The 15268-nt window shown below is 62.4% G+C and carries 13 protein-coding genes; 7 read left to right on the top strand and 6 right to left on the bottom strand.

The window, feature by feature from the left end:
- Positions 1-14 precede the first annotated feature (14 nt).
- From hemG to HMPREF2710_RS03305, 7 genes are all read left to right on the top strand, one after another.
- Positions 15-1565 carry a protoporphyrinogen oxidase gene (gene hemG, locus HMPREF2710_RS03335; RefSeq protein ID WP_070599495.1) on the top strand — a complete coding sequence of 517 codons (1551 nt, stop codon included), beginning with the start codon at positions 15-17 and terminating at the stop codon, positions 1563-1565.
- 134 nt (positions 1566-1699) lie between these two features.
- On the top strand, positions 1700-2521 hold the full coding sequence (hemQ, locus tag HMPREF2710_RS03330) for a hydrogen peroxide-dependent heme synthase (protein ID WP_070599493.1): 822 nt from the start codon (positions 1700-1702) through the stop codon (positions 2519-2521).
- Positions 2518-3966, top strand: a complete 1449-nt coding sequence (locus HMPREF2710_RS03325) for a ferrochelatase (RefSeq protein WP_070599491.1) — start codon at positions 2518-2520, stop codon at positions 3964-3966. The genes hemQ and HMPREF2710_RS03325 overlap by 4 nt, the downstream gene beginning before the upstream one ends.
- 177 nt (positions 3967-4143) lie before the next feature.
- A complete protein-coding gene (locus HMPREF2710_RS03320) occupies positions 4144-5277 on the top strand; it encodes a hydroxymethylbilane synthase (RefSeq protein ID WP_070599489.1) in 1134 nt (377 codons plus the stop codon).
- A gap of 5 nt (positions 5278-5282) precedes the next feature.
- The gene (locus HMPREF2710_RS03315; RefSeq protein WP_083303478.1) at positions 5283-6173 is read left to right on the top strand and encodes a uroporphyrinogen-III synthase; all 891 of its coding nucleotides are present in this window, start codon (positions 5283-5285) and stop codon (positions 6171-6173) included.
- A gap of 55 nt (positions 6174-6228) precedes the next feature.
- Complete coding sequence (gene hemB, locus HMPREF2710_RS03310) at positions 6229-7230, top strand: porphobilinogen synthase (RefSeq protein WP_070599487.1); 1002 nt, start codon at positions 6229-6231, stop codon at positions 7228-7230.
- A gap of 573 nt (positions 7231-7803) precedes the next feature.
- The gene (locus HMPREF2710_RS03305) at positions 7804-7998 is read left to right on the top strand and encodes a hypothetical protein (RefSeq protein ID WP_070541620.1); all 195 of its coding nucleotides are present in this window, start codon (positions 7804-7806) and stop codon (positions 7996-7998) included.
- A 112-nt stretch (positions 7999-8110) separates the two neighbouring features.
- On the opposite strand, the gene HMPREF2710_RS03300 is transcribed toward HMPREF2710_RS03305, so the two are convergent.
- The 6 genes from HMPREF2710_RS03300 to HMPREF2710_RS03275 all read right to left on the bottom strand — a co-directional run bounded on the left by HMPREF2710_RS03300 (position 8111) and on the right by HMPREF2710_RS03275 (position 15168).
- The gene (locus HMPREF2710_RS03300) at positions 8111-8758 is read right to left on the bottom strand and encodes a hypothetical protein (protein ID WP_246822898.1); all 648 of its coding nucleotides are present in this window, start codon (positions 8756-8758) and stop codon (positions 8111-8113) included.
- A 65-nt stretch (positions 8759-8823) separates the two neighbouring features.
- Positions 8824-10017, bottom strand: coding sequence for a carboxylate transporter (locus HMPREF2710_RS03295; protein WP_070541623.1), 1194 nt, complete (start codon positions 10015-10017; stop codon positions 8824-8826).
- A gap of 146 nt (positions 10018-10163) precedes the next feature.
- Positions 10164-11345, bottom strand: a complete 1182-nt coding sequence (locus HMPREF2710_RS03290; RefSeq protein ID WP_049349425.1) for a hypothetical protein — start codon at positions 11343-11345, stop codon at positions 10164-10166.
- Positions 11346-11377: 32 nt separating this feature from the next.
- Entirely contained in the window at positions 11378-12727 is a 1350-nt protein-coding gene (hemL, locus tag HMPREF2710_RS03285; RefSeq protein ID WP_070599484.1) for a glutamate-1-semialdehyde 2,1-aminomutase, read from the bottom strand.
- 225 nt (positions 12728-12952) lie between these two features.
- Positions 12953-14320 (bottom strand): threonine/serine exporter family protein, encoded by a 1368-nt coding sequence (locus HMPREF2710_RS03280; RefSeq protein ID WP_070599482.1) that lies wholly within the window; start codon positions 14318-14320, stop codon positions 12953-12955.
- A 152-nt stretch (positions 14321-14472) separates the two neighbouring features.
- Complete coding sequence (locus tag HMPREF2710_RS03275) at positions 14473-15168, bottom strand: 3'-5' exonuclease (protein WP_012903182.1); 696 nt, start codon at positions 15166-15168, stop codon at positions 14473-14475.
- Positions 15169-15268 lie beyond the last annotated feature (100 nt).

Below are 15268 nucleotides of genomic sequence, written 5' to 3'. Positions count from 1 at the left end.
AAAGGAGAACCACCATGGGCCACACCAACCAGGCACCGCACCGCACCGCACAGGTCAGTTCCTCCGCCGCGCCCCAGAACGCACGAGCTTTCACCCGCAACGAGAAGGCACCCACCGCCATCGTCATCGGCGGCGGCCCCTCCGGCCTGATCTCCGCACGCCGCCTCGCCGCAGCCGGTATGCGCGTCACCCTGCTCGAACAGCGCCACCACCTCGGCGGTGCCGTTGGTGCCCACGAAGTTGGCGGCCTTCTGCTGGACTCCGGCGCAGAATCCTTCGCAACCCGCAGCCCCATTGTCAGCGACCTCGTCAAGGAACTCGGCCTGGGCGACCAGATCGTCACCCCCAACTCCTACGGCTCCTGGCTGTACCTGCCGCAGGGCGCCCGTCGCACCCCCAGCACCGGCATCATGGGCATCCCCGGCAATGTGAACGATAAGTCGCTGATCCCCGTCATCGGTAAGAACGGTCTGCGCCGCGCCCAGGTGGACAAGTTCCTGCCCGTCTCCGCAGGCGAGAACGCGAAGACCCTCGGTGAGCTCGTGCGCATCCGCATGGGCCAGAAAGTGCTCGACAACCTCGTCGCACCCGTCGTCTCCGGCGTGTACTCCACCCACCCCGATAAGCTCGACGTCGATGCGACCATCCCCGGTCTGCGCGAAGCCTTCCGCAAGCACCGCTCCCTCGCCGCCGCAGCGCACGCTTTCCGCTCGGCAGCCCCCGCAGGCTCACAGGTCGCCGGTATTGTGGGCGGCATGAACCAGCTGTCCGAACGTCTCGTCGAAGACCTGTACGCCTCCGGTGTTCGCATCGTCACCGGATTCGATGTCATCGCCGTTGACCGCGACGAATCCACCGGCCAGTGGTTCATCATCCAGCGCCACACCACCGACGGCGAAAACACCCCCCTCTACGCCGACTACCTGGTGCTCGCCACCGACGGCCCGACCGTGGCACGACTCATCGGCCCGCACGTCTCCACCGCCCTACCCGCCATGGAACCCGGCCCCGAAGTCGCCCTCGTCACCCTCGTCGTTGATGCCCCCGCCCTGGACAAGCACCCCCGCGGTACCGGCCTGCTCGTCTCCGAAGAAGCCACCGCCGTACGCGCCAAGGCACTCACCCACGCCACCGCCAAATGGCAGTGGGTCGCCGAGGCCGCAGGCCCCGGACGCCACGTGGTACGCCTGTCCTACGGCCGAGGCGGCGAAGACTCCCGCTTCTCCGAAGTCGCCCTCGCAGACGAGCAGCTCATCACCCTCGCCCTGCGCGACGCAAGCCGCATGATGGACGTAGCCCTCACCCACAACAACCTCGTCGACGCGGACGTCGTACGCTGGCGCGGTGTACTACCCGCCTCCACCCCCGGCCACCGCGACCGAGTCAAAGAATTCCGCGAACGCGCCAGCGAACTCGGAACCCTTAGCACCGTCGGCTCCTGGGCGGCAGGCTCCGGCCTGGTCTTAACCGTCAAAGACACCTACGAGCAGATGGACCGCCTCATCTACCACGCGGCGCAGGACTGGGAAGGCGTCACCTCCCCGAAAGCCGCAACCGCCAAGTAGACGGCGCAGCGGCGGCAGAAGCTCAGCCAATAACTCAGCTCAGCCAGTAACTAGACCAAAAAATTGAGAAAACGCGCAGCTACGGAAGCCGCGCCTCCAGCACAGCGAACCCTCGCTGAAGAAAGGAACACACAATGTCTCACGATCACGCAGCACACGGCCACGGCGGCGCACACGGCGCAGGTCAGGGCGGCTACACCCACGCAGGCCACGGCTACGGCGGCGCACCCAAGGGCTACGCAGTCCAGCACTCCGCAGCCGACGAGAACCGCCGCGGCCGCGAAGAAGGCGAAACCCTGCACTACGCCCTGTACACCGTGTTCGCACGCTCCGGCGCACGCCCGGCAGAGGCTAACACCGACGAGGCTCGTGCCGAATTCGAGAAGGTTGTTGAGCAGCTGGCCGCCGAGGGCGTGACCCTGCGCGGCATCTACGACGTCTCCGCAATGCGCGACAACGCCGACATCATGATTTGGACCCACGGCCAGAACCCCGAAAAGCTGCAGGCAGCAGTCCGCAAGATTCGCCGCACCGCACTGTTCGCAGGCACCACCATCGTCTGGTCCACCATGGGCGTACACCGCGAAGCAGAATTCACCCGCAACCACGCCCCCGCCTACGCACGCGGCAAGGCACCTGAAACCTGGGTCTGCGTCTACCCCTTCGTACGCTCCTACGACTGGTACTACATGAACCCCGAACGACGTGCAGAAATGCTCAAGAACCACGGCATGAAGGCAATCGACTTCCCGCAGGTTCTGGCAAACACCGTCGCATCGTTCGGCCTGAACGACTACGAATGGGTCCTCGCCCTCGAAGCACCCGAACTCGTGGACCTCGTCGACCTGATGCGTCACTTCCGCAACACTGAAGCACGCCTGCACGTTCGCGAAGACACCCCCTTCTACACCGGCCGCCGCATCGGCGCAGACGAAGTAGCAGAGGTCCTGGCGTGAGCCATCAGCCGAACGACGGCGTAACCCTCAACGGCACGCTCCTGCCGGACGACGTGGTACCCAACCGCACCGACCCGGCGAACACCGCCTCCAACGGCCCCGCCGCGCTCAACGAGCAGACCCTCGGTGACTACCGAAGCGAACGCAGCATCACCCGTGAACGTGCCGAAGAGGCGCGCCCCTACGACCTGGTGATTCTCTCCTCCTTCGGTGGCCCCGAGGGGCAGGAGGACGTCATCCCGTTCCTGCGCAACGTCACCGCTGGCCGCGGCATCCCGGATGAGCGCCTCGAAGAGGTCGCCACCCACTACCGCGCCAACGGCGGCATCTCGCCCATTAACGAGCAGAACCGTGCCCTGCTCGCCGCACTGCAGCAGGCGCTCGCTGAACGCGGCCCGCACATCCCGATCACCTGGGCGAACCGCAACTGGAAGCCCTACGTGAAGGACGTGCTCGCCGAAGCCTACGAGAACGGCCACCGCAACGTGCTCGTGCTGGCGACCAGCGCCTACCCGGGCTACTCGAGCTGCCGCCAGTACCGTGAAGACTACGGCATGGCGATCGAGCAGCTCGGCCTGGAAGGTCGCGTACACGTGGGCAAGATTCGTCAGTTCTTTGACGTGCCCGGCTTCTCCCGCGCCTTCGCTGACGGGCTGAAGGACGGCCTCGCCACGGTGCGTGAGCAGCTTGCCGCACGCGATAGCGGTTCGCTGAACCCGCGCCTGCGGATCATGTTCTGCACCCACTCGGTGCCGACCTCCGCAGCGAACGAGGCTGGCCCGCGCGGCGTGAACTATGAGGGCGGCTCCGCCTACGTGGAGAAGCACCTGCAGGTCGCCCGCGCCGTGCTTTCGCTGGTTCGCGATGAGGCTCCGCAGCTTCTGCAGAACGTCGAATGGGAGCTGGTGTACCAGTCCCGCTCCGGCCCGCCGTCCATGCCTTGGCTGGAACCGGACGTCAACGACGCCCTGGAGGCGCTGCCCACCCCCGCCAACCCCGGCGAGGACGGCGAGGCCCCCGTGGAGGGCGTCGTGCTGGTGCCCCTCGGCTTCGTCTCCGACCACATGGAAGTCAAGTGGGACCTGGACACCGAGGCGCTGGACACCTGCGAGCGCCTGGGCGTGGTCGCCGTGCGCACCCCCACCCCCGGCACGCATCCGGCGTACGTGGAGTCGCTGCGCCGCCTCATCGAGGAGCGCGTGGAGAACGGCGTTTCAGCCGACCTGCGCCCCGAACGTGAGAGCGTCCTCGCCCTGAGCGCGAGCGGTCAGTACGGCTGGTTCGACGAGTGCGAACCCGGCTGTTGCAAGCCCGGTCGCGGCGCGCCGAAGCCGGTCATCGCAGAGTACGCACCCGGCACTACCGGCGCTGAGGACAGCGCTTCTGAGAACGCACCCGCCAGCCGCTCCGGTGGATGCGGCTCCGGCGGATGCTGCTCCCACTAACACCACCCCTGTAGCTCCGGCTCGCCCCAGCACCCCCTGACCGGGGTGTGCGGGCGGGTCGGAGCCGCACTGCCTACAAGCCCACACACAGCTGCGGCGCACACAGTTGCAGGCACAGCTCAACGCACAGACACACACGCCTACGGGCTATCACACACCTCACCGAAAAGGAGAGATATGAGCCATCACGAGTACATCTTGGGCACCCGCGGGTCTGCTCTCGCCCTGACCCAAAGCCGTATTGCCGCTGAAACCGTCACCTCCCTCTACACCGAACACCAGGCACACCACGGCGCCGCAGATGCCGAGGTCGTGGATTTCACCCTGCGCACCGTCAAAACCGAAGGCGACGTGCTCACCGGACCCCTGGCGACCCTTGGCGGCACCGGCGTATTCGCTGCGGCACTGCGCCAGCGCCTGCTCGACGGCGAGAACGCCTCCGAAGAAAACCGCGTGGACATGGCGGTACACTCCCTCAAGGACCTGCCCTCCGCGCCCTGCCCCGGCCTGGTGGTCGCCGCAACCCTCAAGCGTGAAGACCCCCGCGACGCCCTCGTGGCACGCGACGGCCTGACCATCGACACCCTGCCGGAAAGCTCCCGCGTGGGCACCGGCTCACCCCGCCGCGCCGCACAGCTGCGCGCCCTGCGCCCCGACCTGGAAATCGTCGACATTCGCGGTAACGTGGGCACCCGCATCGGCCGCGTGAAGGGCCTGGAAGAGCACGCCGGCAAGCAGGTCGTGCTCCGCCAGAACACCGAAACTTCCGAACGCGCCGACCACGGCGTAGGCACCGAACGCAGCGGCGACTGCGACGCCGTGGTGCTCGCCGTCTCCGGCTTGAAGCGCCTGGGCAAGGAAGAACTCATCACCGAGTACCTAGACCCCACCCGCATGTTGCCCGCCCCCGGCCAGGGCGCGCTCGCCTTGGAAGTGCGCGAAAGCGAGTTCGAGAACCCGGACCCCGCCGTGCTTGCCGACCCCGAGGTGGCGCGCCCGGTGCGTGCCCTCGGCCGTGCCCTGCTCGCCGCAAACCACCACGAAACCCGCCTCGCCGTCAGCGCCGAACGTGCCCTGCTGCGCCGCCTCGAAGCCGGATGCGCCGCCCCCATCGGCGCGTACGCGCACGTGGTTGAAGGCGACCTGGTGCTTAACGTTGTGGTGGCGTCCCCCGACGGCACCGACATGCTGCGCCACACCTCGGCAACCGCCGAACTGGACGTGCCCGGCGCCGAACGCTTGGGCGTGCGCGTGGCGGAAGACCTGTTGCAGATGGGTGCCGCCGCACTGGCTGGATTGGACCTGAAGTAGGCATCATGTCTGCCTCGTGTTCTGAACCTCAGCTGGCTGATGCCCCGCAGGTTGATGCCCCGCCTTCTGAAACCCCGCGCACGGTTCTGCTGACCCGCTCCGCCATCCAGGGCGCCGCCTTCGAACGCGCCCTCGCCGAAGAATGCGCACAGAACGGGCTGGGGGAGTGCCGGGTACTCTTCGCACCGCTGCAGCAGGCACGCACCGTCGAGCCCGGCGAAGACCACGCCGCCGCGCTGGAGGCGCTCGCCTCCGGCCACTATGCGTGGGTGAGCTTCACGAGCGCCAACACGGTTCGCGCCTGCGCCGAGCTGTGGGGTGACAAGTTCGCCCGCGCCTGCGCGAGCGGTGGAGTGTGTATCGCTTGCGTGGGTACGGCAACCGCCCGTGCCGTACACGCCCAGCTCGGGCTGGATGCAGATTTTCAGCCGCAGGTGCAGAGCGCCGCGGGAATGCTCGCGGAGTTCGAGCAGCCCGTAGCTGAAGCCCCCGCTGTGCTGGTTTTGGAGGGCTCCAACGCCCGCCCGACCCTGCGGGAAGGCCTCAAGGACCTGGGCTGGGACAGCCGCCGCTGCGTGCTCTACGACATGGTGCCCGCCGAGCAGGTGGCGCCCGGCGAGCTGAGCCTCAGCACCGCCCGCGCGCTCGTACAGGGGAATGCCGTAGATGCCGCCGCCCCGGAAACCCCCTCGCCGGATGTGCTGGTGGTGACCGCCCCCTCCCGCCTGCACGCCCTACTCGACGGCGCACCCGCGCTACCGCCCGAATCCGTGCCGCCGGTGGTGGCAATTGGGGCGAGTACCGCCTCCGCATGCCGCGCCCTGAACCTGCGCTACGTGCAGGCCGATTCGCCGTCACCGCAGGATTTGGCGCGCGCCGCCGCGTCCCTCATGTAGGCGCATCCCTCATCTACTAAGACCACATATTTTTATCGAGTTTTCAGGAGAGATCATGAACCTCACCCGCCGCCCGCGCCGCCTGCGCACCACCGCAGCCATGCGCTCCCTCGTCGCCGAGACCACCCTGCGCCCCGCGCAGCTGATTCAGGTGTTCTTCGTTCGCGACGGCATCGACGAGCCGCAGCCGATTCGTTCGATGCCCGGTCAGTACCAGCACACCCTGGAGAGCATCATCCCCGCCGTGCGTGAGGCGTACGAGGCGGGCATCCGTTGCATTGACCTGTTCGGCATTCCTCGCGATGAGGATAAGGACGAGGTCGGCTCGACCGCCTGGGATCCGCAGGGCATCCTGAACCGTGCCATTGCGGTGTGCCGTGAGGAGTTCGGCGACGACCTGGTGGTTATGGCTGACACCTGCCTGGATGAGTTCACGAGCCACGGCCACTGCGGCGTGCTGGTCGATGACGGCCACGGCACCCTCGTGGTGGATAATGACGAGACTGTGGAGCTGTACTGCAAGATGGCGGTTTCGCAGGCTCGCGCGGGTGCGCACACGGTGTCCCCGTCGGGCATGATGGACGGCCAGATCGCGGCGATGCGTGCTGCCCTGGACGAGGCCGGCTTTGAGGATGTGTCGATTCTGGCGTATTCGGCAAAGTACGCTTCGGCGTTCTTCGGCCCGTTCCGTGACGCGGTGGAGTCCAGCTTCACGGGTGACCGTAAGACCTATCAGCAGGACCCGGCGAACCGCCGTGAGTCTCTGCTGGAGGTGCGCGCTGACCTGGAGGAAGGCGCGGATATGGTCATGGTGAAGCCTGCCGGCAGCTACCTGGATATTGTGCGTGAGGTGGCGGAGTTTTCGCCGGTGCCGGTGGCGGCGTATCAGGTGTCGGGTGAGTACGCGATGATTGAGGCGGCTGCGGCGAACGGCTGGATTGACCGTAAGGCTGTGGTGTTGGAGTCGTTGCGTTCGATTCACCGCGCCGGTGCGGACGTCATCCTGACTTATTACGGTACGGAGGCGGCGGGCTGGCTCCGCGAGCTGGACGCCTAACCCCCTCCCTCCTTGAACGCTGAGAAGCCACATGTGTTTCGAAAAGCCACGTCTTTGGTGGCTTCTCGAAACACATGTGGCTTCTCGCTTTCCGTGACTAAAACTGGGAGTAAAAATAGAAAAATATAATAAGATTTTCAGGTTGTATTAGGGTGCAACCGGATGAGATGAAAATGTAAAAAATCTGTTGCAATGAAGATGTAGGCGGACTACTGCAGTATGAGTGCTTTGCGGCGTTGGGGATGTTGGATGCAAAATTATTTATCTTACGAGAGAACTAGTCAGCGGATGAGATCTAACTCGTAACCTCTGGAAGGAAGTGTGGGGTCTAAGGGGAATTAGTCACTTTGCAGAGAAGCGTGGGCCATTTCCGCGGGAGGCTCCGAGGAAGATATCTCACTAGAACCAGGTTTAGGGGCCTAGGGAGCATAAATGTATTTCTATAGTAATTGCGTTATCGTAACTCTGGTTTCCCCCGAGCTATTCATGGTTGACTTGGGGATATGTTCATAGTAGACTTCAGATGTGGTTGCGATATGTAACTGCATCTCAACTTCAAAGGAGAACAATATCATGGCAGATTTGCAACGAGGCGACGAAGTCATCGCTGTACAGGATATTTCTGTAGGTATCTTCAGCAGTGTCCCCAAGGGTACGCGTGGAGTAGTGACTGATACCAGCGGTTTCTTTACTACTCAGTACACCGTTTCTTTTGAGAATGGTCAGAAGGCTGAAAACGTCGACGGAAATGCAATTCGAGCTATTTAAATTTAGCTAATACGTTTGCATTTAGTTGGTTGTATATACAACTGGCAAACAAACTTGGTTTTTAACCGAGAGAAGCCACATGCTGTACGAACAGCATGTGGCTTTTCGCCGTTTATGCTTGTTCTTCGCTGACTGGCTTGTACCCGAGGGAGGTGCACACAATGTTGCCGTTGGTGAAGTACTCCGCCAGCATCTCGCGGTCGGCGGGGGAGCGCAGGTCCGCCCAGCGTTCCTGCTCCAGGTAGAACGCAACCTGGGAGGTCAGGCAGACGACACGCTCATCGTGCACCGCCACAATGTGCCTGCGCAGCCACGGCATGCGCTGAGCGAGGTTCGGCGGGATTCTGGACGGCACCTTGATTTCTATCTGCCATTGCGAGGGCTCGTAGAAGGTCGGCTTGATCTGTTTGGGGTTCTTCGGGAAGACGCAGAACTCCTCAATATCGGTGTAACGGTACTTCTTCGCGGGCAGGAAAAGCCGCCCGACGTAGAACGAATCGGGGTTGAACAGCAGGTACCGCCTCTTGCAATACCAGCGAGTCGCAAAGGTTATAGCGGCGACAAGCCCCAACATGATGGACGCGTCACGGCGAGACATCGGGCGAACACCCAGAATGGTCCAGCCAACGAGTGCATAGAAGAAAACACAGAAAGCCAGAAACAGCACAAAGTGGGTTTCAAAATAGAACTGGTTTCTTTTCCAGACTCGTCTGGCTCGGGGAGGAATCTCCTCCAGGGGTGCGGAAGCGCTTAGCTCCATGAGTCGTCCTCTCTACGGGTCTCGGTGATGGTGTGTGGCTTTTCGCCGTTTATGCTAATCAGCCGCTAATCCACTGCGCGGAAGGACGCGATACGCGCCGCCTTTTCCGTGAGCTCATTCGCCGGCTTGTAGCCCAGCGTCAGGCAGATAGCGCGCCCCTCCACGAAATACAGGGGCAGTTTCTCGCGGTCCGCCGGGGAATCCACATCTGCCCAGCGTTCCTGCTCCAGCTTGAACGCAATATGTGCCACCAAACAATCGATGCGGTAATCCCCGAAGCCAAAAGTCTCTAGGGAACCGTTAGAGAAAGTGACGGCAATACGCCAATCACTGGGCATCTGCTGATCAGGGTCTATATCCTCGGGATCGCCCGTGTACCAGGGGTAAACCTTGAACCGCTCAATATCGGAGTACTGATAGACCTTGGGCGAACGGAAAATACGCCCACGCTTCACCACGGTCGGCGTGAACCGGTAGTACGAACGCACCGTACACCACAGGTACGGAATGGCGAACACGTAGACAACAAGAAACGCTATTGAGGTCTTGCCGATGTAGGTGGGTACATACTCGAGCAGCTCGGTGTTCGCGAGCGAATGAAGGTAGCAGAGCAGGAAGAAACCACCGACAGGAAGAGCCACAAAGAGGAAGATTCCCTGCCCCTTCCAATCAACTTGAATGGGCTCACTACTGGGCATGGCAACCGTGCCGCGGAACGGGGCACTGAGCCGACCCAGCGTCCTGGTGTAAATAGCGGGCATGCCCAGATGACGTTCATTGGGGCTGAAACCGCGTGCGACGCGCCAGCCGCGGCGACCCCAGCGCGCCGCCCAATATACCATGAGGAACGGCAGAAGCAGCCCCGGAATTAGGATTCCGTCGTACGCCATATCCCAGTACAGAACGAACGTCGAATAGACGATGACACACGCCCAGCCGTACACGAGGATATGCCCGAAATCCATAATGGCGTTTGAGCCTTTGATGCTTTCCAGCTGGGCTTCAGCCCTGCGGAATGCCGCTTCTTCCTGCTCGGACGTGAGGTGAGTGCCAGCATCCGCGAGCTCTGTAATTGCCTCCTTCACATCCTCGACGGGGGAACCCATGACCGAGGTGTAGACTTCGCGCGCTCGCGAGGCGCTAATGAGCGTCGGGTAGGCGACCTCCACCAGCAGGCAGCACGCCAGGTAGATGAAGAACGCCACCAGCCACACGTTGCGCACCTGCTCCAGGGGCAGGCCCAGGGCTGCAAGGTCCATGAATTGTCCTCTCTATCGGTGTCTCTTTACGGGGGATCGGTGATGGTGTGTCTACGGTGCTGAGAAGCCACATGTGTTTCGAAAAGCAACATAAAACGTGGCTTCTCGAAACACATGTGGCTTCTCGCGGTATTAAAGCAACTCGCTTACTTGTACTGCGCCTTCTGGAAGGACGCGCGGCGTGCCGCCTCCTCCGCATGCTTACCGGCAGGCTTGTACCCCATGGTCGTGCAGATGACGCGGCCGTCCACGAAGTACTTCGCCAACATTTCACGGTCCGCCGGCGAATCCAGCTGCGCCCAGCGTCCCTGCTCAATGTTGAACGCAATCTGCGCCACCAAACAATCAATCTGGTGCTCATTCAGCGAATAGTCGTGCTTGCGGCCGCCGGGGAGCAGAATCTCCAGCGTCCACTGGCTCGCGTCCTTTGGGTTCAGCTTGATAGCGTCCGGGTTCTTCGGGTACACACGGAATGCGCGAACCTCAGAGTAGGGGCGGGACTTCGCCGGAAGGAGCAGACGCCCAGCCTGGAACGAATCCGGGTTGTACAGCACGTAATCGCGGCTACGCATCAGCAATATGATGATCAGCAGAACGCCCGCCGCCAGCAAGAACCAGGATGCGTGACCGATATAGATCGCTTCCCAATCCTCGTCGATGCTCCAGCCCGCCAGCGAAACTAAGAAGACCGAGGCGAGCAGGAACGCAATACCGCCGAGGATCCAGTAGGCGGTGCGGTCGTCACGGATCGGCTCTACACCCGGCACCGTGCCGCGCACACGGAACGGTGCGCTCAGCTTACCCAGCGTCGCCGAGTAGATGCGCGGCATGCCCAGCACACGGTCGTCCTTGCTGTATCCGCGAACTGCACGCCACTGACGGCGGCCAATACGCGCACCCAGGTACACCATGAGGAACGGCAGAATCAGCGCCGGTAGTACAACACCGTCGTACACGATATCCCAGTACAGGGTGAAGATAGAGACCGCCACAATCCAGCCCCACAGGTACATGACCACGTGGAACCAGCCGCTAAACACGCCGGCGCCCTCAATAGAATCCAGCTTCTTCTTCGCCTTCTTCGTGGCGCTACCCTTGCGGGAGGAGCTCAGCGGCGCACCCATCGCGGTGCGTTCCGCGGTGGCGCGGCGCGCCTCATCAACGGGCGAACCGGACACCTCAAGGTACAGTTCGGCTGCCTTCTCCTTCTTGATGGGCACCGGGTAGGCGATATCCACCAGCAGGCACAAGCCCAGGTACACCATGAAGGCGATCAGCCACACGTCGCGTAGCTGCTCCATAGGCAGTCCCAGAGCGCTCAGATCCATGAGCGGCTCACCTCCTTACGTCTCTCGAACCCCTAAGCGGATGCGGCAGCAGCTGCGGCAGCCGGAAGAGCCGAGATGATACGGTCCATCGCCTCATCATTGTGGGCGGCAGAAACGAACCACGCCTCGAACGCGCTCGGCGGCAGGTACACGCCGGATTCGAGCATGGAGTGGAAGAACGCGTTGTAGCGGCTGGTTGCCGACGCCTTGATGTCGGCGTAGTTGTGCACGCCCGCCTCGGAGGTGCCGAACGCGACCGAGAAGAGGTTACCGGCGCTCTGGATGGAGTGGTCCACACCGGCGGCGTTGAACGCCTCGGTCAGAGCCTGCTGCAGCTGGGCGCTACGCGAATCCAGGTGCGCGTAGACGGCAGCATCAGCCAGGGTCAGGGTCGTAATGCCCGCCGCAACCGACAGCGGGTTACCGGAGAGAGTACCCGCCTGGTAGACCGGACCGACCGGCGCCAGGTGCTCCATGACCTCACGCTTACCGGCCAGCGCCGCGATGGGCATACCGCCACCAATGACCTTGCCGAACGTGAAAATATCGGGAACCCAGCCGCCATCCTCGGGAGCCGCGTAACCCCAGTAACCAGCCGAAGACACACGGAAACCGGTCAGCACCTCATCAAAAATGACGAGCGCACCATTCGCGTGAGCAATCTCGTGCAGGCCACGGTTGAAACCGGGCTCGGGGGTCACCACGCCCATGTTGCAGGGCGCCGCCTCAGTAATAATTGCGGCAATCTGACCCTCGTGGTTTGCGAACGCCTCACGTACAGCGTCCAGGTCGTTATAGGGCAGAACGATGGTCTCCGCGGCGGTTGCGGCAGTCACGCCAGCAGAACCCGGCAGCGCCAGGGTAGCCACACCCGAACCAGCCTCGGAAAGCAGCGCATCCACGTGACCGTGGTAGCAGCCCGCAAACTTAATAATCTTGTCGCGACCGGTCACACCACGCGCCAGACGAATCGCAGTCATGGTCGCCTCAGTACCGGTCGACACCATACGCACCTGATCAATAGCGCCGGGAATCGCCGCGTTAATACGGTTGACCACCAGCTCAGCCAGCTCAGCCTCCGGCGCGCTCGCCGCACCAAAGGACAGGCCGCGCTCAGCCGCCTGCTGAACCGCCTCAACTACCTGCGGATGCGCGTGACCCAGAATCGACGGACCCCACGAGCAGACCAGGTCAACGTACTCGTTGCCGTCCGCATCGTACAGGTACGCGCCCTTAGCCTTCGCGGCAAACGCGGGGGTGCCGCCCACAGAATTGAAAGCACGCACCGGGGAATTCACGCCACCGGGAATCACCGCGCGAGAACGTTCAAACAGCTTCTCGCTGGCTTCGTGGTGCAGCGGGTGGGTAGAGGAAGGAGTCATCGTATCGGTGCCTTTCAAACGAGACGGCGAACTAAAGAATTACAAGGGACGATGCGCACCAGGCAACGGAGCCCGCACGCTATGAGCGTCCCGTACCCTAACCATCATAGGCGCTACAGATGAACCGCAGGTGACAAGCACCTGAACGTACCGAAAGGTGACGATAAAACACAACAGACAAGTTAGGGAACAGAGAAAAATAAAGAACAGGGGGGGCGCAACGCGCTAACGCAGGTGCCGGTCAGTGTCCAGACGGTTCAGCACCTGAGTGTCCTGATCGAACAGCCAGTTCTTATCAAAGAGCAGACGCACAAACGCCAGGCCCATACCCAATGCCATGAAAATCAGCATGGATTGCACAAAACCGGTCGTCGCCGAGTACATGTCACCGCTGGCAAAATGCGACATCGAACGGTAGAACGGAACACCCGGAACCATCGTCACCACCGCCGGAACCGACAGGGAAATACGCGTGTACTTACGCTGATGCAGCGGCGCCACAATCTCAGCCAAAATACCCACACCAAACACGGCAATCGTTGCCGCCATATGCGCGGGCATGCCCGCCTCCACCATGTGGATACGGGCGGGGTTCGCCACCGCAGCAATCACGCCACCCCACAGGCACGCCACCGGGGATGCGGCAAAAAGCATCGCGAAGCCAGCCGCCGCAACACCCGAGGAAAGCACCTGCAACACCAAATACAGGATTGGATCCAGGTTAAGAGGCGCCGGGGCAGCCAGCGGCAAATGGAAGAGCGAGCCCAAAACCCACACCGCAAACGACGCACTCAGCAACAACAAACCCACATAGGTTAGACGCGAAATACCCGCCAAAAAGTCCATGCGGGAAATATCGAGCATGCCCGTCACCATGGGGAAACCGGGCACCAAGAACAGTACCGACGAAATGAAACCAATCATATGGTTCGGGCTAATCCAACCCGCCGCGACCAGCACATTAACAAGCGCAATGTACAGGCCCGCCGCCAGGAAGCCGCACGCCATCCACGTTGCCAAATGGCTCACCCCGCGCTTGAGCAGGGTCGAACGCAAAAACTGGCCGGCACCCGCCGCGAAGAACACCACCGTGCACTCCACCAGACCGCCACGGTTCAAGAACGCGAACCCGGCACACGCCACCGCCGACGCCAGCGCCAACATCCAGCGGGTGTACAGAGGCTTCGCCGAATCGATACGGTCCAGCTCAGCATTCGCCTCCGCCGGAGTAATCTTTTCAGGAAGCTCAGAAATGAACTTACCCAACTGATCCAGCTTATGAGCGTTAATGCCCATCGTGCGCTGCTCAGCCACCTCAGTACGGAAATTACCGTCAGTGTACGAAGAAGTCGAAATTTCGGTGAAGGTCACCTGCGCGTGATGCTCCTTCAACCCCACAGCCTTCGCCAAACGCGCCATCGACGCCTTAATACGGTATGCGCTCGCACCCGACTTCATCAGGATGCGGCCCAGGCGGAGCACCACCTGCGACTGCGCCACCAAATGCTCATGAGCCAGACGGGTAGACCCCAGATAAATACTGCGCGTATTAGTGTCAGGGTACGGCTCGGTAGTGCGGGGCTGATCATCCATGAGAGGCCTTCCGGGTCGTGCTATTCACGTGCTATTCGTGTAGGTGTGGTTCCTTATCTAGCATAGGGGAGAAGCCCAAACGGGGATAGTGTCAGCCCGTCAGCAAAGGAGAAGTGTTTGGGGATGCTGCCTAGGTTTTTAGCGGCGCAGTTTTATCGGCGCACAGGCCAGCGGCCGTCAATAACCTCAGATTCCTTACCCGGCTGCGTACGCAACCACGCCTGGAAGCTCGCCGCCTGCTCCGCCGCCCACTGAATCTGCTGCTCGTGCAGCTGGCGCGCATCCACGTTGAGGACCTCGGGGAACTGCTCGGTCAGCTTCACCAGCAGACGCTCCGCCGCCAGGGCATCATCAGCGGAGGTGTGGGCGTTCTCCAGGGAGACACCGTACTCGGCGGCAAGAACCTCCAGGGTGCGCTTGCCGCGCTTACGCGGAATCACGTGCTTATGCAGAACGTACGGGTCGAGCACCACACCCGGCGGCAGCTCACCATTGGCAATATTGTGGCGCAGCATCTCGTGGTGCAGCACCGAGAAATCGTAGGCGGCATTGAACGCAATAATCGGCACACCGTCAAGGTTCAGCGCACCAATCGCGCCGGCTAGCTCCCACACGACCTCGCGGGCGGGACGGCCGTGCTCACGCGCGTACTCAGTCGTAATACCGTGCACGGCGGCGGCACCGGCAGGGATCTCAACGCCGGGGTCGGCAAGCCACTCGCCACGGCGCACCACATTACCCTGAGGGTCCAGCAGGATCAGGGAAGCAGTCACGATGCGGGCGGTGGTGACGTCCACACCGGTGGTTTCAAGGTCAAAAGTGGCGCGCAGGCCGTTCATCCAGGTCATGCTATAAGACTAACCCAGCGGAGAAGGAGGCGCGCGCCTGGTCGTCACCCGGCTGTGGATAAGCCCTTGGCGAGGCGGCATATTAAGTCACCGAGGCGGC

Source organism: Rothia sp. HMSC069D01, from assembly GCF_001810135.1.
GTDB lineage: Bacteria > Actinomycetota > Actinomycetes > Actinomycetales > Micrococcaceae > Rothia.
The sequence above is the reverse complement of the archived record's forward strand: the minus strand, read 5'-3'. Positions and strand labels throughout refer to the sequence as shown.

What these genes read in the sequence shown, in the direction of transcription:
- hemG (WP_070599495.1), top strand. Translation starts at nt 15, where the DNA reads ATGGGCCACACCAACCAGGCACCGCACCGCACCGCACAGGTCAGTTCC.
- hemQ (WP_070599493.1), top strand. Translation starts at nt 1,700, where the DNA reads ATGTCTCACGATCACGCAGCACACGGCCACGGCGGCGCACACGGCGCA.
- HMPREF2710_RS03320 (WP_070599489.1), top strand. Translation starts at nt 4,144, where the DNA reads ATGAGCCATCACGAGTACATCTTGGGCACCCGCGGGTCTGCTCTCGCC.
- HMPREF2710_RS03315 (WP_083303478.1), top strand. Translation starts at nt 5,283, where the DNA reads ATGTCTGCCTCGTGTTCTGAACCTCAGCTGGCTGATGCCCCGCAGGTT.
- hemB (WP_070599487.1), top strand. Translation starts at nt 6,229, where the DNA reads ATGAACCTCACCCGCCGCCCGCGCCGCCTGCGCACCACCGCAGCCATG.
- HMPREF2710_RS03305 (WP_070541620.1), top strand. Translation starts at nt 7,804, where the DNA reads ATGGCAGATTTGCAACGAGGCGACGAAGTCATCGCTGTACAGGATATT.
- HMPREF2710_RS03300 (WP_246822898.1), bottom strand. Translation starts at nt 8,758, where the DNA reads ATGGAGCTAAGCGCTTCCGCACCCCTGGAGGAGATTCCTCCCCGAGCC.
- HMPREF2710_RS03295 (WP_070541623.1), bottom strand. Translation starts at nt 10,017, where the DNA reads ATGGACCTTGCAGCCCTGGGCCTGCCCCTGGAGCAGGTGCGCAACGTG.
- HMPREF2710_RS03290 (WP_049349425.1), bottom strand. Translation starts at nt 11,345, where the DNA reads ATGGATCTGAGCGCTCTGGGACTGCCTATGGAGCAGCTACGCGACGTG.
- hemL (WP_070599484.1), bottom strand. Translation starts at nt 12,727, where the DNA reads ATGACTCCTTCCTCTACCCACCCGCTGCACCACGAAGCCAGCGAGAAG.
- HMPREF2710_RS03280 (WP_070599482.1), bottom strand. Translation starts at nt 14,320, where the DNA reads ATGGATGATCAGCCCCGCACTACCGAGCCGTACCCTGACACTAATACG.
- HMPREF2710_RS03275 (WP_012903182.1), bottom strand. Translation starts at nt 15,168, where the DNA reads ATGACCTGGATGAACGGCCTGCGCGCCACTTTTGACCTTGAAACCACC.